This window comes from Adhaeribacter aerolatus (genome assembly GCF_007991635.1).
In the GTDB taxonomy this organism is placed as follows: domain Bacteria; phylum Bacteroidota; class Bacteroidia; order Cytophagales; family Hymenobacteraceae; genus Adhaeribacter; species Adhaeribacter aerolatus.
The window spans coordinates 12,086-31,298 of record NZ_BJYS01000007.1 but is presented as its reverse complement, the minus strand read 5'-3'; the positions used below and the strand labels follow the sequence as shown (position 1 = coordinate 31,298).

The following is a 19,213-nucleotide window of genomic DNA, read 5'->3' as shown; positions in this document are numbered from 1 at the left end:
ATAAATGCACAAATGGAGCAATATCCCTTTGATACTTTAAAATCCAACCATAAGCTTAAACGACTTTACTAATGATTAATTAGTAGCCAGGCTTTTGGCTTTGGGCAGGCTCAACAAAAATTTCCTTACGGCTTTTAGTTCGGTTTCGGAGAACTCCCGGGTTCTGGGCCAGGGCATCTTGGTGCTGTCCAGTTGCTGACCTTCGGGGGTTAAACCGGTGCGCAGGGTGCGCATAAACTCTGTCTCTGTCCATTTACCCACCCGGCCGTTTGCCGTAATATTAGGTACGGGCGGGTAGCCGGGGGCCAGGGGAGGACCACCCTGAAAATCGGACTGGTGACAGGCCGTGCAGTTGGTAGCTAAGTATTCTCCGTAGGCAACGGTAGCATCGGGTTGTATTTTGCGAATAGGCTGGAGATTATGGTTTATTTTTTCGGCTGGGAAAAATTTAGGGTCCATCAGGCCGGCAACCATCCGGAGCAAAGGGCCCATTTGTTGCGGAGGCAACTGTTTATTTACGGGCGCACTACTCTGGCAAAAAGAGATAATATCGGCTAAGTCCTGGTCTGATATTTTTGTGGTTTCGTGGGCGGGCATGATCAAGAGTGGTTTGCCTTCCCGGTTTACTCCGTGCTTCAGGGTCCGGAGCCAATCCTGTTCTTTAAAATCTGCCGGCAAACCACCTTTGCCACGGGTCAGGTTACGGGCTACCAAACGGCCCATTACAGGATTATCTAAAACTATTCTTCCGCTTAAATCCGGACCGTGGCAATCGCGGCAGGCGTGTACCACGTAAAGGTGAGCTCCCCGGGTTACAGATGCGGAACCTTTGGAAATGGTAATCGCCGGCGTTTGGGTCGGGTATACTTTGTTCAGGCGGTGCTCGGTATTCAGGTAAGCGTAGCCATAAGCCACTGTGGCCAACAACAGGCAAGCCAATACCAGATAGCCCAGCCACTTACCTAATTTTTTAATGATTTTTTTCATAGTAATGTAAATAGAATATTATGTTAGAATTAGATCGGGTGAAAATTTAAGCTTCAAACCAGGCATACTTTTTCCATGGCAGCTTTTTCGGTGCTTCAGGTCAATTTTTTAAAAATATTTATAGAAATTTATTTTAGCTCCATACCAGGTTGGATCGCCTTTACCAGCATTTCTTTAAGTAAAAGCATGCACCTGAATTATATAACCGGTTTTAAAGGATTAACTGGAATTATTAAAAATTTAATAATCGGAAGTAAATTATCCGAAATGGAATTTATGTTTTAGACGGGTAAGATGCAGAACAGACCGCAGGCCAGCCAGTGCAATCAATAGAATAAAAACAAAAGCTTCGGCCCAGTCCCAAAAACTGCCATGCCGGTAACGGAAAATAGCTGGGAAGTAGTAAAAGACTCCAATGCTTATTTGGGTTACACACAAAACCAGGGTAGAGATTACCGCCCATCGTTTATCTACCACGCTCAAGGCTGACCAAATCAGGAAGAAGGCATAACCTGCTATTTCAATGGTGCCGAAAGTATCAGCGGGATGCTGATTTAAGGTGAAGCGGTAATATTGGTATGTCATGGAAATCAGGTAAGCGGCCACCAGGTAGCATAAGGTAATTCGGTCTTTATAGATTGCTGGTTCCATTTCAATCGCAATAAGTATTTAGCAATTCTTTCTCAATGCCACGTTTCCGGGCCTGACGGGCTTTCCATTTAAAAACCGGCATCAGCAGCGAAAGAAAACCGGGGAGGTAAGTATCGCTTAGGGTTAATACCAGTGCCAGGTGCGAAAACTTTTTAGGTACACTTTTATTGTTCGTGAGCCCGTCGCAAGCCAATCCGTAAGCTATTTTTATGCTTTGTTCAAACCCTTCGTGCCCCGGCCGTAATTCAACCAGAAATTTAACAGGTTTATCCGAAGGGTTATGGAAAGCATGATGCGTAAGCGGTTGCACTGTATAGGATTCGCCTTGCTTTAATAAAGTACGTTTTTTGCCTACCTGTACTTCCAGATCGCCGGCTAAGGGCCGGAAGGTTTCAGAAAATGTGCGGTGAATGTGCAGTTCATTGCCGCCTCCCGGGGCCACTTCTACTTCAATCAAAGTATATTCACCATTGGTCTCACGCGAAGTTTTCAGGAAAATTGCTTTGTCTTTGATAATGGGGTTCTCATAAATTCTTTGGCTGAAAGGCGGTTCGGGGAAAGTTAAAGCATTCATAGTTTTTGGTGTTTTAAGGGTCCGTAAATTTTTATATTTGGTTATTAACCAATTCTTAACAAAGATACGGTTGGAAAAAGCGTTTGTCAAGTGTTTTATTGGTTATTAACCAAAATAATTTTTAGTTTTGTCTGGCATGAAAACAAAAGACCGCATCCTAGGTAAAGCTTTAGAAATGATGAATGAAAAAGGACTGGAGAAGGTGTCTACCTATGACATTGCCCGGGCGCTGAATATCAGGCAAAGTAACATTACTTATTACTTCCCAACTAAATTGGCTATTATAAATGCTTTGGGAAAACAGATGATACAGGAGGTAGACCAACCTTTTGAGATGGTAGATCCACACGCCTTTTCTTTTTCTTACTTCTACCAATTAATAGATCGGGTAATGCAGATACATCTCCGTTACCGTTTTTTATTACTCAATTATGCGCCTATTATTACCGCCGATCAGGAGTTGAACGACTATTTTAAAAAGGTGCTGGAGGGCCGCTATGCTCAATTAGATGGAATTATTACCCTACTAGATGCGAACGGTTACTTGCGGGGAGCGGAAATGCTGCCGCACAGCCGGAATATTATGCTTGTGCAAAACATGCTGGCTGTTTACTGGGTGCAGGAATCGGCCATTTACAACGCCGACAAAACCGACGAGGAAAAACGCCGCCACCATTTAAAGCTATTGTTTCAATCCTTTGTGCCTTACTTAACTCCTAAAGGCGAAGAAAATTTACTGCCCCTTTTATGATCAATATTTTTTTATGCCAATTAACAGAATCGCGTCACTGCTTTCTTTTTATTTCTTGATGGTTTGCTGCTGTAAGGCTGGACCCAGGAAAGCCATTGTCGTAAAAATAAATAGGCCTCTTGGTTTAGCGCATAAGTTGAATTAAAATAAGCTTTATGGAAGAAGATAAAGCAAAAGAACAGAACCAAACGCAAGGCAAAAAGGCAACTGCCGAAGACAATATGACTTACAACTGTTATGACTTACAACTGTGATACCGAAGCACTAAAAAACGGCACTACAACTGCAATGGTTATTTTTATTCGGCAGGATCGATAGCCGTAGAGGGAGCCAGGGTAGAAGACAGCCGGGAAAGCAGCACAAGCGATTCAGAAAAAGCAAGGCCATAACCTTAAAAGAAACCATCCGGAAAAAAAAGCCATAACAGGTCTGCTATGGCTTTTCTTTTTAGGGCCGAGAAACCTGAAGAAAATATTAACCTGAATATTTCTGCCGCTACCAGTGTACTGCCAACAGGACTGTTCTAGATTCATCACATTAGAATTCAATAGCTCCCTGTCCTTCTCTTCCTTAAACAAACCTGCTTTTTACGCATAAAACGGTAAAATTGAGTTGCTAAATTGTATAATGCCTTTCTAAAATTACAAATCCAAAAGGGGGAATTATATAAATTCTTTATCCGTAAAATAAGGATTTTGCAGAATATTACAACAACAAGCTTAACCTTAACCTAAATTAAGTCGTAACCTAAATCTAATTTAAATATGATTAAATTAATTTTTAAAACATTAGAAATGGTATCTCCGTTTTGATAATTAGGTATTAACCATTCATTAATAAATTAATATAAAACTATGGAATCATCAAACTTAAAAGCAAAAGCCGACAATTTTAATCCGGAGCACAAAGAAGGACCTGTTGCTGCCGCCATCGAAAAATATACCGCTAAGTTACCATCAGACTTGTTTTTATGGGCCGCCTTGGGTTCAATGGCCATTTCGGCTACGCTAAAAGTAATGAAAAAGGATGACGAAGCTCTTTTTGTAGGACAATGGCCAGCCCCATTTTTACTATTAGGTTTATATAACAAATTGGTAAAAATGGAAGGTTACGAAAAAGATAAATAGTAGCTTTTTAAACTATTTTAAAAAAGAGGAGGCAATTGCTTCCTCTTTTTTTATGTACCAGTTTTACAATTTAGCTTTAATGTTATCGCGAAATTCGGTCCAAATAAATTTATTTTTTGCCAGAGCCAAGTTTTGAAGGAAAATAAAAAGAAGTAACCCCAACACTGCTAATATTAGAAGTTTAGCACCCAATTTAAAGTCGCAAGCCAGACTTTAACATGACAAAGCAGATTAGATTTTTAAATTTATCCTTTCCTATACTTAAGTTAAACCTGCTTCAGGTTTACTGCCAAAATGAATAGTGGCATCTGTATCAAAAAGCCTATTAAATGAAATCCTTAATAAAATTTGAATAAGCACTTCATATTTAAACTCATGTTTGTTTTTTTTATAGGTTTTATCCAAAAAGAAGTAAAATTAAAATATGCTTTAGAGTTTTAGGATTAGTTAAAAATTTTTCAAAAGTACTCATATTTAGAACTTATAAAGTTTTTGAAAATTGATAGGATGCTATCTTTAATGGATTTTAATTTTATTTTAATCTATATTTAATACGTCTTTAATCTGGTAAATCTATATTTGCGGTATCAAAAAAAGATAAATTTCAAAAGTTATTAGTTATGAATAAATTTAAGAAGATAAAGTTTTTAACGGCGGTTTTTGCATTATTAAGCGTTAGTTTTTTCGTGTTTGGGCAGCATTTTTCGGACCGGGAACTGAAGAAAAATGTAATGCCGGTAAAAAATGCCTTGGTTACAGTGCAGCAATTGGAACCAAAAAAGTTTGAGTATAACACCGATAAGTATGGCCAGTTAAAATTGCCGGCCGGCAAGCAATACGGCTTCATTGCCGAAGATGTACAAAAAGTTTTACCTGAACTGGTACGTTCCGAAAGCCGCTCAACTCGGGTAGGTAAGAATAATTACCAGCAGGCTACCCTCAAAAGCACCGATTTGGATAGCATGGTGCCGTTATTGGTCGCTGCTATTCAGGAGCAACAAAAACAGATTGAAGATTTAAGGCGCCAGCTAGAAGCTCAGCGAAACTAGAAGCTGTTTCGTATTATGGTTTTGAGCAGCATTAGGTGACATTGGTGAGGTTAGCCTCACCAATTTTAAAGCTTCTGCCTGACTACTCGCTGATGAATATACGCTTTAAGAGCAGTGGTTATTACCAACTAACTAAATGCTAAACAGTTTTATAGTCCAAAGCCTAAAATAAGAATAATTTACGTTAGCCCACCCGTCCTGTGCATGAAAAATCAGGAGAAATAATTTCTTTTCTTAGAAGAAAAAATAGTCTATTTATCTTCGTTTTCACGGCAGCGCCAGGTGGGCTACTACTTTAAGTTAATTAATTATTCAAAAATATAGTAACCAGGAGCAACCATCTCCATTTACCAGGATACTTTTAAGGCAGAATTGGCTCGTTTACGCAGGGATTAACTGAATAATCTACATTTCCCAACAGTAAAGCTCCAGCTACTTCTGTGTTCCTGAATACTTTGGCCGTTTACAACTTCGTATTTTCTGTTTTATCGGATATTTAATCTGTTTAGAAGAATTAGTTGCAAGGATTTTCAATCCGCGTAAACCCCTTTTCCTAACCTGCCGTTGTAGTATTAACGTTTTTTTGTTAATTCCAGCTTCGCAGAGATATGTCCTTACATTTTGAAGACTACGTTACCAAGGCAAATACCTGGCTGAACCGGGTAGCTGAGCATATAGATATTCAGGACCGAAATAAAGCCGGCCGTATATTCCGGGCTGTATTACATGCCTTGCGCGACCGTTTACCTTCCGGCGAAGCCACCCATTTAGGCGCGCAGTTACCCATTATTTGGAAGGGCATTTATTACGACGGCTACCGGCCCGACCACGAACCTATGCGGATTAGGCACGAAGACCAATGGCTGGAATTTATTCGCTCAAAAGACGCGCTGGCTGAAATTAAAGATTTACCAACCTTGCATGATGCCCGGCGAGCTTACGAAGGGGTGATGGCGGCTTTGCACGATTTGCTGTCGCCGGGGCAATTCGAAAAGTTGCAGAACGCTTTACACAAAGACATCAAGCCGGATCCTATTAAGCATTAGTTAAACCTTAGTCAGGTTTTTCTCAAAATCCATTTATTTCCTTCAACTTTCTGACCGCTTTTGGGTATAAGGTTAGTTTGTATTTTACTAAGTACCAGACAGATTTATTTACCTAAAAACATTTAATTGGTATAATCCAGAGCGCCTTTTAATCTGAATAAAGGCCATTTAGATATGTCATTAATATAGAAGCTGTATGGTTTTTAAACTAAAACCAAATAATAGTCGCCATTGATGATGTTATTACCACCAATTTTGGGGCTTTCGCCCAACTACTTGCCCGTGAAAACACTCGCAAGGGGTACAGACTAACGAATTATTAAATTGCTATACAGCTTTAGAAGTAAAAGTGTAAGAGCGTAATATTTTAATTTGAAGAAAATATTTTATGGCCATATTAGGGTATCACAATTCACACGAGCAATTTAAACCCAGTGTTTTATTAGACTACGTGCGGCTGGCGGAACAAGCTGGCTTCCAGGGAGCTTTGTCTTCGGATCATTTTCACCCGTGGAGCAACAGTCAGGGCGAAAGCGGCTTTGCCTGGTCGTGGTTAGGGGCGGCTTTGCAAGCTACTAATCTTACCTTTGGCGTGGTAAATGCGCCCGGTCAGCGTTACCATCCGGCAATTATTGCACAGGCAGCGGCCACCCTCGCCGAAATGTTTCCGGAGCGGTTCTTTATTTGCCTGGGATCGGGCCAAGCCTTGAACGAAATGATAACCGGCGATAAATGGCCTGCCAAAGCTGAACGCAATGCCCGGTTAAAAGAATCAGTAGAAATCATACGGGCCCTCTGGAACGGCGAGCGTGTAACGCATAAAGGCCTGGTTAACGTTGAAGAAGCCCAGCTTTATACCTTACCCGAAGTACAGCCCTTAATAGTAGGCGCTGCCGTTTCCGATAAAACTGCCGAGTGGGTTGGGAGTTGGGCCGATGCTTTGATTACAGTTTCCAAGCCACCACAAGAACTGAAGAAAACGGTAGAGGCTTTCCGGCGGGGCGGAGGTGAAGGTAAACCGATGTACCTGAAAGTGCAATTATCTTATGCCCGCAGCGAGCAGGAAGCCCGGCAAGGTGCCCACGACCAATGGCGGGGCAATATTTTTAATAATAGTTTACTAACCGACTTGCGCATACCGGAGCAATTTGAAGCTGCGGCCGAATTTGTGAATCTGAACGAGCTGGATAATTTTGTGCGAATATCTTCAAGTGTTCAGCAACACATTGACTGGCTGGGTGAATATATTCAACTGGGTTTCAATAACCTGTACTTACACAATGTAAACCTGAACCATTTACCATTTATTGAGGATTTTGGGGCAAAAGTGATTCCGGCTTTAAAAGACGTTTCAGCTTAATTTTACTTTAATAGCGACCAAATATCAAAAAAAGCCTGAACTCATACTTGGCAAACAATATGCATGCCTGGGTTCAGGCTTCATGGTTTTTAGTAAAAGTCTTTCGCTTTGGTTTTTTCAATTATTTTTGCTTCCCAATAATAAGTTTAATGAATCAATTGCAGAAAAGTGGCGGAGTGGCTTTACTGCCGTTTTTGGTTTTTGTGCTGACGTTTTTAGGCGCCGGAATAGGTCTAGCTGACTTTTATGCGTTTCCTTCGCCGGTGGCCGTTGTGCTGGGTATTATAGTAGCTTTTTTAATTTTAAAAGGTTCGATAACGGCCAAGGTAGACGCCCTTATCCGGGGTTGCGGCGATTCCCGGATTATGACCATGTGCCTGATTTATTTGTTAGCCGGGGCTTTTGCCACCGTTAGTAAAGCGATGGGTGGGGTGGATGCTACCGTAAATCTGGGACTTGCGCTGGTGCCGGTAAAATTTTTGGCTTTAGGTATATTTTTACTGGCCGGCTTTCTTTCAACCGCCTCCGGAACTTCGGTAGGTTCTATTGTGGCGCTGGGGCCCATTGCCGTAGGGTTAGCCGAACAAAGCCAGACTTCTATGCCCCTGATGCTGGGCGCTTTATTAGGCGGTGCCATGTTTGGCGATAATTTATCTTTTATATCGGATACTACTATTGCGGCTACGCAGTCGCAGGAGTGCAGCATGAAAGATAAGTTTAAAGTAAATATTCTCATTGCTGGACCTGCCGCTTTGCTTAATATTTTTTTATTATTTCTGGCCGGGCAATATGCGGTGGCGCCCGAAGGTCTTTTGCCCGAAGCCGCTGCCTTTTCTTTCTGGCCCATTGTGCCGTATCTACTGGTAATTGTGCTGGCTGTAACCGGCGTTAATGTATTTGTGGTGCTATCCATCGGAACTTTATTAGCAGGTTTAATCGGTTTTATAGATGGTAGTTTGCAACCGCTGCTGTTTGCGCAGAAAGTTTACGAAGGCTTTACAGGTATGACGGAAATATTCCTGCTATCGATGTTAACGGGCGGTCTAGCCGAAATGGTCAGAGCCGCCGGCGGCATAGATTACCTGGTATCCGGAATAAGCAAAGCCATTGGCAGCCACAAAACAGCGCAAGTTGGAATAGGAGCGCTGGTGAGCGGTACCAATGCGGCCATTGCCAACAATACCGTTTCGATTGTGGTAACCGGACCGGTGGTGAAAGAAATAAGCCGCAATTACGCCGTTGATAAACGGAAAACGGCGGCCTTGATGGATATTTTCTCGTGTGTAATCCAGGGTTTATTGCCTTACGGGGCTCAAGTTCTAATCATCATCGGGTTTACAAAAAATTCGGTATCATTTACCCAATTATTGGCCCATGCCTGGTATTTGTACTTGTTATTCGGCTTTACCTTACTGGCCATATTTACCCCTATTGTAGATAAGTACCTGGCCCGGCTACCGGCAGCAGAAACTCCGGCCGGTTAATATTTTACCGTCAGTTAAATCAAATAGGCAACAAATTCCTTCCCATTACTTGCCGTAAAAAAACCTGTAGTGACGGAAGCTGATAATGTATTTAAGCCAAAATATTTCCGAATACCATCAGTTCTGAACCAGTTAAAGTATGGTGTAGCAGGGTGGAGGTAGATTAACCACACTTGGAAGCCTGCTGAAAATTGTTTTATATTGCCGCTCTTAAAATACCGGCCTTTTATAAATGCAAGCTCAACAGCCGAAAGTAACTCTAATAGGCGCTGGCCCGGGAGCCACCGATTTAATTACCCTCCGGGGCGTCAAGGCCCTGTCGCAAGCCAATGCTGTTCTTTATGATGCTTTAATAAATACCGAACTGCTGGATTTGGCGCCGGCCAATGCGCCCCGCATTTTTGTAGGCAAGCGTTCGGGTAACCACGAGTACACCCAAACCGAGATAAACGAACTCATTGTGTCGTACGCCCAAAATTACGGCCACATTGTGCGCCTGAAAGGCGGCGATCCTTTTGTTTTTGGCCGGGGCTACGAAGAAATAGCTTATGCCAGTTCTTTTGGTATTGAAACTTCGGTTATACCAGGTATTAGTAGTGCAGTGGCGGTGCCCGAGGCTTTTAATATTCCGCTTACCAGCCGCGGCGTTTCCGAGAGTTTCTGGGTGATTACCGGCGCTACTACCCAGGGCCATATTTCTTCCGATTTACAACTCGCGGCGCAGTCAACGGCTACGGTAGTAATATTAATGGGCATGAATAACCTGGGCCATATTACCGCAGTATTTAAAGCGGTAGGTAAAAGCCAGACCCCGGTGGCGGTTATCCAGAATGGTACCCGGCCCAACCAACGGATAGTAGTGGGTACCGTCGAAACAATTGAAACCTTAGTAAAAGAGCAGCATTTTGGTTCGCCGGCCATTATTGTAATCGGCAACGTGGTAGATTTACAGTTTTGAAATTTTTCTTTTATCCTTTTCCGGCACCATATTCGTTTACCGGACGTACATTAACTTTTGCCGGAAAAACTGTTATTGGCAAAAAAATATGCCGGTACAAAACAAAATTTTAAAACCCAATTGTTTTTGAAGATAGCCGTAAATACCCGTTTTTTAATACCAGACAGATTAACGGATGTCGGGAAATTTACCCACGAAGTATTGCGCCGGCTAGCGGTTAAATATCCGGAACACGAGTTTTACTTTCTTTTCGACCGGGCTTTTGATCCACAATATATTTACAGCGTCAATGTAAAACCGGTGGTGGTTTATCCTTCGGTGCGGCACCCGGTTTTATATTATTGGTGGTACCAGGTAAGTTTGGCCCGCGCCCTGCAAAAAATCAAGCCCGATGTATTTTTGTCTACCGATGGCATGACTACCCTGAATGCTAGGGTGCCGCGTGTAACGGTAATGTCCGATTTGGTAGTGGAGCATTTCCCCCAGGAAGTAGACTACCTCAGCCGGAAATATCTAAAAAATTACAATCCACGTTTTGCCCAGATATCCGCTAAAATAATTACTTTTTCCGCTTTTACCCGCCAGGAAATTAGCAGGCTGTACAAAATAAATTCAGGCAAAATAGAAGTGGTGGCGCCGGCCGCCGGCGAAGAATTCCGGAAAATAGACTTTGGAAGGCAGGTAGCCGTACGGCAAAAATATACCAATGGCGAGGCTTATTTTATATCCGTTGGGGCGTTGCAGCCGCGCCAGAATATCGCTAATCTTTTCCGGGCGTTTGATTTATTTAAAGAGAAAACCGGCAGTGAAGTAAAATTGTTGATAGCAGGTAATAATAAATTAAAATCCAGGGGAATAAAGCAGGTTTATAAGCAGATGCGGTTTAAATCTGAGGTGGTTTTTACGGACAGGGTAAAGGATGCCGAACTTATTGAACTATACGGCGCTGCTGTGGCTGCGGTATATGTGCCGCTCCGGGCAGATGCCGGTATTTCGGTTATCGAAGCGCAAAAGTGTGGTTGTCCGGTTGTTGCCGCCGCTACCGGTGCCCTGCCCGAAGTCGCCGGCGCGGGCGCCCTGCTGGTAAATCCGGTAGCAATAGAAGAAATCTCCGAGGCGCTGATTCAGGTATACCACGATTTAGAAGTGCGCTCCCGGTTGGTACAAGCAGGGTTTAGAAATACGGAAAAATTTTCATGGGATAAAAGCGCGGAGAAAGTAATGCGGCTCCTCGAAGAAACAGTTAAAACCCAGGCAACATCCCGTGCGCATCTTTAAAACGCCTTCGTTGGTAAAGAAATTATTACCGGGCCTGATCTGGGACCAATCCACCCGTTCGGATATTATTTACCTCACCTTCGACGATGGCCCGGTGCCCGAATATACCCCATTTGTTTTAAACCAACTGGCCCTTTACGGCGCTTTGGGTACTTTCTTCTGCGTGGGCGATAACCTGCGCAAATACCCCGACATTGCCCGGCAGGTCGCCGCCGCCGGCCATACGCTGGCCAACCACACGTATCATCATTTAAAAGGCTGGCAAACACCAACGGCAGCTTATTTAACTAATATTCGCCAATGCCAGGAAGAACTGGGAATAATAGTTCCGGTAAAAAAAAATAAATTATTCCGGCCGCCCTACGGTAAGTTAACCAGGTCGCAATACAATTTATTAAAATCAGATTATCAGATAATTATGTGGGATGTTTTAACCTATGACTTTGATAATAAATTAACACCAGCGGCTTGTTTGCACCATGCTATTAAAAACACCAGGCCCGGTTCTATCGTTGTGTTTCACGATAGCCAAAAGGCCGGCCGCAATATGCAGTTTGTTTTGCCGCAGTATCTGGCTCATTTTACCGCTTTGGGTTACCGGTTCGGCGCTTTATGATTGTATCGCTCATTTACTTCAGTATCTTTTTCGGTATATTTTTATTGGTGGTGGTATTGCAGGTGGTTAATAAACCGAAGCTGCCTGCGCCTTTAACCTTAGAACCCTACGTTAGTATTTTAATTGCTGTCCGCAACGAAGAACACACCATTATAAAATGCTTAGAGGCCATCGGCCGCTTGGATTATCCCCAAAACAAAATAGAAATATTGCTCGGCGACGATGCCTCTACCGATAGCACCTACGACGTAATCCGGCAATATATCCGCCAAAAGCCTTTTTACCGCTGTGTCCGCATTAAAGAGTATTTAGGTCAGGCGCGGGGAAAAGCCAATGTGCTGGCCCATTTAACCCGTTTAGCTACCTCCGATATTTATTTTATTACCGATGCCGATATACAAGTGCCCCGCACCTGGATAAGAGATATGCTGGCCGGCACCCGCGGGCAAAATATTGGCATTGTTACCGGAGTTACCACCGTAAAGGGCGGGGGCCTGTTTCCGGAACTACAGGCCATAGACTGGATAAATGCCCTGGGCCTGATGCAGGTTGTTTCGGATTTGAAATTACCGGTCAGTACCATGGGCAATAATATGCTGGTAACGCGGGTGGCTTACGAAACAACGGGCGGTTACGAAAATATGCCTTTTTCAGTAACCGAAGATGTGCAGTTGTTTAAAGCCGTTATCCGCCACAAATTCTGGACTACTAATTTATTTCATCCGGGGGTACTGGCTTTTTCGTCGCCGTCGCCTAGTTGGCGGCAACTGTTGCACCAGCGAAAACGCTGGATGCAGGGCATCTGGCACTTGCCCTGGTACATGAGTATGGTTTTGGTGGTGTATGCTTCTTTTTACGCCTTTTGTCTGCCCTTTGGGGCGTATACCTCCGGGTGGGTGGTGTTAGGTATTTTCCTGGCTAAATTATTTCTGCAAACATGGTTCATAAACAGGTGCTTAGCCCGGCTGGGGTTAAGGTATCGCATTAGTACCGTTATTTTGTTTGAGTTTTATGCCATATTTGTATCCCTGATCACCATTCTGTTCTTTCTGCTACCTGTAAAGGTATCCTGGAAAGAACGGAAATATTAACCAGGGCTAAATATTAAGCTGCCGTATGTCCGTTTTAAACTACATAGATTCACACGCTCATATTTATTCGGAACAATTTAAACCCGACCGGAATGAGGCTATCCGGAAAGCAACTGAAGCTGGGGTAATCCAAATTCTCATGCCCAATGTGGATCATACTTCCATCGACGTGATGCTGCAAACGGAAGCGGATCATTCGGAAAGCTGCCTGGCCATGATGGGTTTACACCCTTGCTCGGTTCAGAAGCATTTTGAAAAAGAATTGTATACTGTAGAAAGCTGGCTTAATAAAAGGAAGTTCATTGCAATTGGTGAAACCGGGGTTGATTTGTATTGGGATAAAACTTTTTTGCCGCAACAACAGGAAGCTTTACAAATTCAGGTAGATTGGGCTAAGAAATTTAATATTCCGATTGTGCTGCATACCCGCGAGGCTTTTAAAGAAGTTTTTGAAATAATAGAACAGAATCAGGACGGTAGCCTGCAAGGTGTTTTTCACTGTTTTTCAGGTACTGCCGAAGAAGCGCAGCAAGTGATAAAACTCGGTTTTTATTTGGGCATAGGAGGGGTAGCTACTTTTAAGAATGGCGGCCTGGATAAAGTTTTGCCCGAAGTACCCTTGGCATCTATTTTACTCGAAACCGATTGTCCGTATCTGGCGCCGGTGCCCTTCCGGGGAAAACGCAACGAACCGGCTTATCTGCCTTTAATTGCGAAGCGGGTAGCCGAGTTAAAGAAAATACCAACGGAGGAATTGGTGGTGGCCTGCACGGCAAATACTAAAAAACTATTTAATTTGTAGCATGGCCTTACGCAAAATAAATCTCAATACGGCTTTAACCCTCGAACCGGAAGGCTCGGTGCTGCTAATTTATACCGGTGGTACTATTGGTATGATTTACGACCGGACCGGGAGTCATTTGGTGCCTTTTAATTTTGAGGAAATATTGGTGCGGGTGCCGGAATTAAGACAATTAAATATTGCTTTATCGCTCATCAGTTACGACGAGCCCATTGATTCCTCTGATATTACCGAAGAAGACTGGATTAAACTAGCTGCTATCATCCAGGAAAATTATGAAGATTATGATGGTTTTGTAATCCTGCACGGTACTGATACCATGGCTTACAGCGCCTCCGCTTTAAGTTATCTGCTAGAAAATTTGCAAAAACCCGTGGTATTTACCGGCGCCCAGGTACCCATTGGTAAAATGCGTACCGATGCTCGCGAAAACCTAATTACGGCTTTAGAGGTGGCGGTATCTACCCGGAAAGGAAGGTGCATTGTGCCGGAAGTTTGCATTATGTTTGGGCGTTTGTTGTTGCGGGGTAACCGGTCTAAAAAAGTGGAAAGCCGGCAATTCAATGCTTTTCGTTCGTCAAATTATCCGCCCCTGGCCCATGCCGGCGTAAATATTGAGTATCATTCTATGGTTTTGCTGCCATTCCCAACGGGAACCTTTAAAGCGCACCAAAAACTCGAAAAAAATATTGTCCGGTTAAGGCTATTTCCGGGCTTAGCCGAGCGGGTTATCCGAAACTTATTGGCTACAAAAGGCCTGAAAGGCGTAGTACTGGAAAGTTACGGCTCGGGTAATGCCCCAACGGCTCCCTGGTTCTTAAACGCCATACGCGAAGCAGTAGACCGGGGTACTTTTATTTTAAACGTAAGCCAGTGCGATGGTGGCCGGGTAGAGCAGGGCATGTACCAGACAAGTAAATTTTTAAGCGATTTGGGGGTAATTGGTGGCTATGATATTACCAGTGAGGCGGCCGTAACCAAGCTTATGTTTGTACTGGGGCAGGGATGGTCGCCGGAGCAAAGCCGGAAAATGCTGGAGAGCAATTTGCGCGGAGAAATATCTTTAGAACCATTGTAAACCCGGCGTAATAAATTTGAAATATTTGCATAGTGCCGTTTTAATCCTTTAATTTGCAAACCCAATTACAGAGAGGTGTCCGAGTGGTTGAAGGAGCACGCCTGGAAAGTGTGTATACCTCAAAAGGGTATCGTGGGTTCGAATCCCATCCTCTCTGCTGATTAACTTTAAATAACCAACTAAAATCCTGCGAATGAAATGTTTGCAGGATTTTTTCTTTTCCGAATACTACCAGATTATTCACGATTTATCATAAAGGGGTGAGTGATTCGATGAGTAAGTGATTCCGATAAGCAATTAGAACAGGTAAGGGGTTTTAATAGCGGTGCTGGTAAACGGACAGAAATAGCTGCTAAAATCTTTACGCTAGCTGCTAGTATTTCAGCATTTTTCACTATCTATTGGTTAGGCTATATTAGGCAACTATTGGTATTTAACAGATGTCTTAGCTTATGGAATGGCTACTCTTGAAACGGTAAATGGTAAGTTTGGTAAAGCAGGGTTAGGATTGGTACTACTGGGCCGAAGATTAAGTTGGCTGTTAAGAACCAATAAATAATCTTCCACCTTGGCTATAGTTGTATTAAATTTAAGATTTTGGCCAAACCCCGTACCAACTGTACCTTGGGTAAAATTTTCATTTAGAACAACCGAAAAAATCTGCCCATTTGCATTTCTGGATACATACAACGTTTTATCATCTAACCACAAACCATCCCCGGAGGTTAGGGCAGCATTCAATTGAATTTCGGTAATGGCTTTGCTGGCGGTGTCGATGCGGTATAATTTTCCAGTATTGGAAATTACAATTAAAAGGTATTTACCGTCGGAGCTGAGGGCAGCCCCATTGGCATTAAATCCGGCACCATACGGAATTTGCTGGTCTGTAAAAGAGAGCCATTCTTCCATTTGACCTGGTGCATCTGTATTTACCTGGGTGCGGTAAATTTTTTGCACCCGGGAATCCGTAAAATATATAAAAGAACCATCTGTTACACAATCATTGATAAAGCCGGATTTAAAAAGGGCAAAAGTGTCCCATGTTCTAATGAGGTGACCATTGGGGTCTAATACATGAATCTTATTTTCCTGCCCGCCACAGAGCCATAATCGGTTTTGGGCATCTGTTTTTATTCCTCTTACATCGGTTCGGCTTTGCCCGGCACCGCTCGAAAACAAACTGCTTTCGCCGTTTTCTACGTTTACCTGTACCACATCTCCATTCATGGTACTGCCCACGTAAAACATTCCTTTATTGGGGTTGTAAGCAATTCCTTCCGGAAACAGCTGATCTCCTGGCAAGGAATACGTTTCCTGTTTAGCCTCAAAGGTCTTTGTAGTATCGTTACTATCTTCACAAGAAATGCAGCAAAGCAATACCATTGCAAATAGGAGCTTCGTAAATTTATTCATGGCGGTTTGTATGGCTAAGTTGTACATTAAAGAGGTGGCAAAGTCTTAAGTTGGTAAATACTTTGCTTTATTCCCATCTACGAGCGCTCCTCGTTATTGGCTAGCTATTACCTGATTTTTAATAATTATTTCCTGCCTTAAGATACCTGGTGAAAGATTTTTCCCGGACTAAAACCATTTTTAGCCTTATTGGTATATTTATATACAAAGGTTCCGGCTACACAAACCAAACTATGAAGAAAATTTACTTACTTTTTAAACCGCACTTGCTGGTTTTGTTATGCTGCCTAGGCTTAAACAGCTGCTGGAAACTACGGGGACACTATGGTGGTCCTAAGTCATTCGAGCCAGTGGAGCGCCTGGTGCGGCCTACCGATGTGGCTCTACCAACCGGTTATAAAATAGAAGCTATAGCCCAGGGTTTAACCTATCCTACAGCGCTCACCTTCGATGACAATGGCGATATATATGTAACAGAAGCCGGATATTCATACGGTGAAGTCTGGACGCAACCCCGCTTGCTACGCCTGGAGACCGGGGGGAAAACGACCATTGTAGCTACCGGCGAAGAAAATGGCCCCTGGTCCGGATTAACCTTTTTCCGCGATGCTTTTTATGTTTCGGAAGGAGGCACCAAGCAGAGCGGCCGCATTCTGAAAATCACCCGTGATGGCGAAGTTACCCCATTGGTGCAAAATCTGCCCAGTAGTGGCGACCATTTTACTACCGGACCGGTAATCAGCCCCGATGGCTATTTGTATTTTGGCCAAGGTACGGCCACTAATTCGGGCGTGGTTGGACCGGACAATTACCAGTTTGGGTGGCTGAAGCGTAACCCGGATTTTCATGATATTCCCTGCCAGGACATAACGCTTACCGGCCAAAACTTTGAGTCTGACAATCCCTTAACGCCGGATACCAAAGATAAAACGGTTACAGGACCTTTTTCTAAGTTTGGTACTCCTGCTACGGCCGGTCAGGTTATAAAAGGCCAATTACCTTGTTCCGGCGCAATTATGCGCCTGCCGGTAGCCGGCGGCAACCTGGAGTTAGTGGCCTGGGGCTTCCGTAATCCTTTCGGTATGGCGTTTGGCCCTGGTAATACCTTGTTTGTTACCGATAATGGCTACGATACCCGGGGCAGCCGTCCTATCTACGGTTCCGGGGATTACCTCTGGGCTATAAAACCGGGTACTTGGTATGGCTGGCCAGATTATTCTGATGGCAATCCATTAAATACTTCCGATTACGAAACCGGTAAACAAGACCCTAAATTTATTCTGGCCAAGCACCCTAATAAGCCGCCTAAACCTGCTGCCACCCTAGGTGTTCATTCTTCCGCCAATGGATTAGATTTTTCTACTAATACCAGTTTTGGGCATGTAGGTGAGGCATTTATTGCGGAGTTTGGCGACCAAGCTCCCAATGTGGGCCGCATCTACGGACCGGTAGGTTATAAGGTAGTGCGGGTAAATCCCACCAATGGTGTAATCCAGGATTTTGCGGTAAATAAAGGACGGGTGAATGGCCCTGCCTCTATGCAGAAACACGGTGGCCTGGAGCGTCCCATTGCCGTACAGTTCGACCCAAATGGAGAAGCTTTGTACGTGGTGGATTTTGGTATTATGCCGATTACCGAGGAAGGAGAATCGCCTAGAAAAGGGACAGGCGTGGTTTGGAAAATAACCAGGGAAGTGAACAGATGAAAAATACTTATTCTTTAACTGGATTCAGCCTGTTTTTTGGGGTAGCTGTAATATTGCTGGCTGCTGGTTGTGGCTCAGCCAGGCGCAGTGAACCGCTTCGGGGCCCACTTACGCTAAACGAACAGTTGCAACGCGGCCAAATAGTATTTATGAATAATTGCCACAAGTGCCATCCGGGCGGTGAAGCCGGTGTTGGGCCCTCCATTAATAATGTTCCCCTGACCAAAGGAATACTTAAGTTTCGGGTACGAAGTAAAGCATTTTTATTGGGTTTGGGCCGTATGCCTTCCTTTAAAAAGCACGAGATTTCCAGACAGGAGCTAAACGACCTGGTACGTTATATTAAAGTGCTCAAAAAGCACAAAGAGGATTTACCTACTGCGACACTTTAAAAATTAATTTTAAACTCAAGTGCCAATTCCCCCTAATACAGATTTATCAGCTTTTCTGACCCAAGCTGATAACCAGGTTTATGCAGAAAAGGGTATATTTAACAGAGGTGCACTAATATTTCATCAGATACGATGAGACAAGTATCTTCAATTTACAAAAATAAAAGGGTTAGGAGTTGAGTTTAAGCAGAAACTTAAGGACTTTATACCTGGCCGCAGCAGGATTGATATTACATAGGACTTGTTGTAAGCTTTAGCAGAAGAGCGATTTGACGTAACTCTACTTAATTTGGCGCATAACCGGGTTGATTTCCTTAGGATTGAATCTGTTTGCCACGTAATTTATGTTTAAATGTCAAAAATGATTTATAGACCACTTGATTGATTCCCTATCTTGGAGAGAGGCTAAAAGCAGGCAGGAAAAACTGACCACGAAAACGGAATAATTAAACTGGGCCCGATAGTGGATGAAGAACAGCATACTTAGTGCAAATACCAGTGTAAGCACGAAACTACCGAAGGCGGCGAGCTTGATTTTATAACCGACAATAAGCATTATGCCGCATAATGCTTCTCCAATAGTAGCTACAAGACCAAAGTAGGCAGCCATTTGTGCAGATACATAAGGCATCAAACTGTGTATATAGTTTACAAAATTGGTCCAATTCCCCCATGTTACATGAACACTGCCCGGAGCGCCTAAAAAACCTAAGCGGTCAAATACCGGTAATATGAAGCCAGCCCCTAACGAGAATCGTAATAGTGCCTGTGCCTTTGGAAAAATCTTTTTCATTATGGATTTATATGAATAGGTACAAAAGTCTTTGGATGCCTGTAATGCTAAAGGTAC

The 19,213-nt window shown here is 43.4% G+C and carries 19 protein-coding genes and 1 tRNA gene; 15 read left to right on the top strand and 5 right to left on the bottom strand.

What is annotated here, in order from left to right; genetic code table 11:
• Nucleotides 1–75: 75 nt before the first annotated feature.
• The 3 genes from AAE02nite_RS06530 to AAE02nite_RS06520 all read right to left on the bottom strand — a co-directional run bounded on the left by AAE02nite_RS06530 (nucleotide 76) and on the right by AAE02nite_RS06520 (nucleotide 2,212).
• Nucleotides 76–987, bottom strand: coding sequence for a c-type cytochrome (locus AAE02nite_RS06530; RefSeq protein WP_146896173.1), 912 nt, complete (start codon nucleotides 985–987; stop codon nucleotides 76–78).
• A 258-nt stretch (nucleotides 988–1,245) separates the two neighbouring features.
• Complete coding sequence (locus AAE02nite_RS06525) at nucleotides 1,246–1,638, bottom strand: hypothetical protein (protein ID WP_146896171.1); 393 nt, start codon at nucleotides 1,636–1,638, stop codon at nucleotides 1,246–1,248.
• A gap of 1 nt (nucleotide 1,639) precedes the next feature.
• Nucleotides 1,640–2,212: a cupin domain-containing protein gene (locus tag AAE02nite_RS06520; protein ID WP_146896169.1), complete on the bottom strand. Its 573-nt coding sequence runs from the start codon at nucleotides 2,210–2,212 to the stop codon at nucleotides 1,640–1,642.
• Between the two features lie 136 nt (nucleotides 2,213–2,348).
• Between AAE02nite_RS06520 and AAE02nite_RS06515 the strand changes: the two genes are divergently transcribed.
• From AAE02nite_RS06515 to AAE02nite_RS06455, 13 genes are all read left to right on the top strand, one after another.
• Entirely contained in the window at nucleotides 2,349–2,963 is a 615-nt protein-coding gene (locus tag AAE02nite_RS06515; protein ID WP_146896167.1) for a TetR/AcrR family transcriptional regulator, read from the top strand.
• An 854-nt stretch (nucleotides 2,964–3,817) separates the two neighbouring features.
• Nucleotides 3,818–4,090 carry a hypothetical protein gene (locus tag AAE02nite_RS06510; RefSeq protein ID WP_146896165.1) on the top strand — a complete coding sequence of 91 codons (273 nt, stop codon included), beginning with the start codon at nucleotides 3,818–3,820 and terminating at the stop codon, nucleotides 4,088–4,090.
• Between the two features lie 620 nt (nucleotides 4,091–4,710).
• Nucleotides 4,711–5,139: a tail fiber domain-containing protein gene (locus AAE02nite_RS06505; protein WP_146896163.1), complete on the top strand. Its 429-nt coding sequence runs from the start codon at nucleotides 4,711–4,713 to the stop codon at nucleotides 5,137–5,139.
• A 608-nt stretch (nucleotides 5,140–5,747) separates the two neighbouring features.
• Nucleotides 5,748–6,185, top strand: a complete 438-nt coding sequence (locus AAE02nite_RS06500) for a DUF2267 domain-containing protein (RefSeq protein ID WP_146896161.1) — start codon at nucleotides 5,748–5,750, stop codon at nucleotides 6,183–6,185.
• A gap of 388 nt (nucleotides 6,186–6,573) precedes the next feature.
• The gene (locus tag AAE02nite_RS06495; RefSeq protein WP_146896159.1) at nucleotides 6,574–7,545 is read left to right on the top strand and encodes a TIGR03885 family FMN-dependent LLM class oxidoreductase; all 972 of its coding nucleotides are present in this window, start codon (nucleotides 6,574–6,576) and stop codon (nucleotides 7,543–7,545) included.
• 149 nt (nucleotides 7,546–7,694) lie between these two features.
• The gene (locus tag AAE02nite_RS06490; RefSeq protein WP_146896157.1) at nucleotides 7,695–9,029 is read left to right on the top strand and encodes a Na+/H+ antiporter NhaC family protein; all 1,335 of its coding nucleotides are present in this window, start codon (nucleotides 7,695–7,697) and stop codon (nucleotides 9,027–9,029) included.
• A gap of 232 nt (nucleotides 9,030–9,261) precedes the next feature.
• On the top strand, nucleotides 9,262–9,987 hold the full coding sequence (gene cobA, locus AAE02nite_RS06485; protein WP_146896155.1) for a uroporphyrinogen-III C-methyltransferase: 726 nt from the start codon (nucleotides 9,262–9,264) through the stop codon (nucleotides 9,985–9,987).
• Between the two features lie 126 nt (nucleotides 9,988–10,113).
• On the top strand, nucleotides 10,114–11,265 hold the full coding sequence (locus tag AAE02nite_RS06480) for a glycosyltransferase family 4 protein (RefSeq protein ID WP_170252534.1): 1,152 nt from the start codon (nucleotides 10,114–10,116) through the stop codon (nucleotides 11,263–11,265).
• Nucleotides 11,252–11,881: a polysaccharide deacetylase family protein gene (locus AAE02nite_RS06475; protein ID WP_146896151.1), complete on the top strand. Its 630-nt coding sequence runs from the start codon at nucleotides 11,252–11,254 to the stop codon at nucleotides 11,879–11,881. Before AAE02nite_RS06480 ends, AAE02nite_RS06475 begins: the two co-directional genes overlap by 14 nt.
• Nucleotides 11,878–12,972: a glycosyltransferase gene (locus AAE02nite_RS06470; protein WP_146896149.1), complete on the top strand. Its 1,095-nt coding sequence runs from the start codon at nucleotides 11,878–11,880 to the stop codon at nucleotides 12,970–12,972. Before AAE02nite_RS06475 ends, AAE02nite_RS06470 begins: the two co-directional genes overlap by 4 nt.
• Before the next feature lie 25 nt (nucleotides 12,973–12,997).
• Complete coding sequence (locus AAE02nite_RS06465) at nucleotides 12,998–13,774, top strand: TatD family hydrolase (RefSeq protein WP_146896147.1); 777 nt, start codon at nucleotides 12,998–13,000, stop codon at nucleotides 13,772–13,774.
• A gap of 1 nt (nucleotide 13,775) precedes the next feature.
• Nucleotides 13,776–14,852: an asparaginase gene (locus AAE02nite_RS06460; protein WP_146896145.1), complete on the top strand. Its 1,077-nt coding sequence runs from the start codon at nucleotides 13,776–13,778 to the stop codon at nucleotides 14,850–14,852.
• A gap of 69 nt (nucleotides 14,853–14,921) precedes the next feature.
• Nucleotides 14,922–15,009 (top strand) — tRNA-Ser (locus AAE02nite_RS06455).
• 293 nt (nucleotides 15,010–15,302) lie between these two features.
• Here the strand turns inward: AAE02nite_RS06455 and AAE02nite_RS06450 are convergent.
• On the bottom strand, nucleotides 15,303–16,292 hold the full coding sequence (locus tag AAE02nite_RS06450; RefSeq protein ID WP_146896143.1) for a Vgb family protein: 990 nt from the start codon (nucleotides 16,290–16,292) through the stop codon (nucleotides 15,303–15,305).
• A 206-nt stretch (nucleotides 16,293–16,498) separates the two neighbouring features.
• On the opposite strand from AAE02nite_RS06450, the gene AAE02nite_RS06445 reads away from it, so the two are divergent.
• Together AAE02nite_RS06445 and AAE02nite_RS06440 are read left to right on the top strand one after the other, a co-directional pair.
• Nucleotides 16,499–17,971 carry a PQQ-dependent sugar dehydrogenase gene (locus tag AAE02nite_RS06445; RefSeq protein WP_146896141.1) on the top strand — a complete coding sequence of 491 codons (1,473 nt, stop codon included), beginning with the start codon at nucleotides 16,499–16,501 and terminating at the stop codon, nucleotides 17,969–17,971.
• Entirely contained in the window at nucleotides 17,968–18,363 is a 396-nt protein-coding gene (locus AAE02nite_RS06440) for a c-type cytochrome (RefSeq protein WP_146896139.1), read from the top strand. Before AAE02nite_RS06445 ends, AAE02nite_RS06440 begins: the two co-directional genes overlap by 4 nt.
• A gap of 355 nt (nucleotides 18,364–18,718) precedes the next feature.
• On the opposite strand, the gene AAE02nite_RS06435 is transcribed toward AAE02nite_RS06440, so the two are convergent.
• A complete protein-coding gene (locus tag AAE02nite_RS06435; RefSeq protein WP_146896136.1) occupies nucleotides 18,719–19,156 on the bottom strand; it encodes a DoxX family membrane protein in 438 nt (145 codons plus the stop codon).
• Between the last annotated feature and the right edge of the window lie 57 nt (nucleotides 19,157–19,213).

What these genes read in the sequence shown, in the direction of transcription:
- AAE02nite_RS06505 (WP_146896163.1), top strand. Translation starts at nt 4,711, where the DNA reads ATGAATAAATTTAAGAAGATAAAGTTTTTAACGGCGGTTTTTGCATTA.
- cobA (WP_146896155.1), top strand. Translation starts at nt 9,262, where the DNA reads ATGCAAGCTCAACAGCCGAAAGTAACTCTAATAGGCGCTGGCCCGGGA.
- AAE02nite_RS06435 (WP_146896136.1), bottom strand. Translation starts at nt 19,156, where the DNA reads ATGAAAAAGATTTTTCCAAAGGCACAGGCACTATTACGATTCTCGTTA.
- AAE02nite_RS06525 (WP_146896171.1), bottom strand. Translation starts at nt 1,638, where the DNA reads ATGGAACCAGCAATCTATAAAGACCGAATTACCTTATGCTACCTGGTG.
- AAE02nite_RS06500 (WP_146896161.1), top strand. Translation starts at nt 5,748, where the DNA reads ATGTCCTTACATTTTGAAGACTACGTTACCAAGGCAAATACCTGGCTG.
- AAE02nite_RS06470 (WP_146896149.1), top strand. Translation starts at nt 11,878, where the DNA reads ATGATTGTATCGCTCATTTACTTCAGTATCTTTTTCGGTATATTTTTA.
- AAE02nite_RS06460 (WP_146896145.1), top strand. Translation starts at nt 13,776, where the DNA reads ATGGCCTTACGCAAAATAAATCTCAATACGGCTTTAACCCTCGAACCG.
- AAE02nite_RS06495 (WP_146896159.1), top strand. Translation starts at nt 6,574, where the DNA reads ATGGCCATATTAGGGTATCACAATTCACACGAGCAATTTAAACCCAGT.
- AAE02nite_RS06450 (WP_146896143.1), bottom strand. Translation starts at nt 16,292, where the DNA reads ATGTACAACTTAGCCATACAAACCGCCATGAATAAATTTACGAAGCTC.
- AAE02nite_RS06520 (WP_146896169.1), bottom strand. Translation starts at nt 2,212, where the DNA reads ATGAATGCTTTAACTTTCCCCGAACCGCCTTTCAGCCAAAGAATTTAT.
- AAE02nite_RS06515 (WP_146896167.1), top strand. Translation starts at nt 2,349, where the DNA reads ATGAAAACAAAAGACCGCATCCTAGGTAAAGCTTTAGAAATGATGAAT.
- AAE02nite_RS06530 (WP_146896173.1), bottom strand. Translation starts at nt 987, where the DNA reads ATGAAAAAAATCATTAAAAAATTAGGTAAGTGGCTGGGCTATCTGGTA.
- AAE02nite_RS06445 (WP_146896141.1), top strand. Translation starts at nt 16,499, where the DNA reads ATGAAGAAAATTTACTTACTTTTTAAACCGCACTTGCTGGTTTTGTTA.
- AAE02nite_RS06440 (WP_146896139.1), top strand. Translation starts at nt 17,968, where the DNA reads ATGAAAAATACTTATTCTTTAACTGGATTCAGCCTGTTTTTTGGGGTA.
- AAE02nite_RS06490 (WP_146896157.1), top strand. Translation starts at nt 7,695, where the DNA reads ATGAATCAATTGCAGAAAAGTGGCGGAGTGGCTTTACTGCCGTTTTTG.
- AAE02nite_RS06510 (WP_146896165.1), top strand. Translation starts at nt 3,818, where the DNA reads ATGGAATCATCAAACTTAAAAGCAAAAGCCGACAATTTTAATCCGGAG.
- AAE02nite_RS06465 (WP_146896147.1), top strand. Translation starts at nt 12,998, where the DNA reads ATGTCCGTTTTAAACTACATAGATTCACACGCTCATATTTATTCGGAA.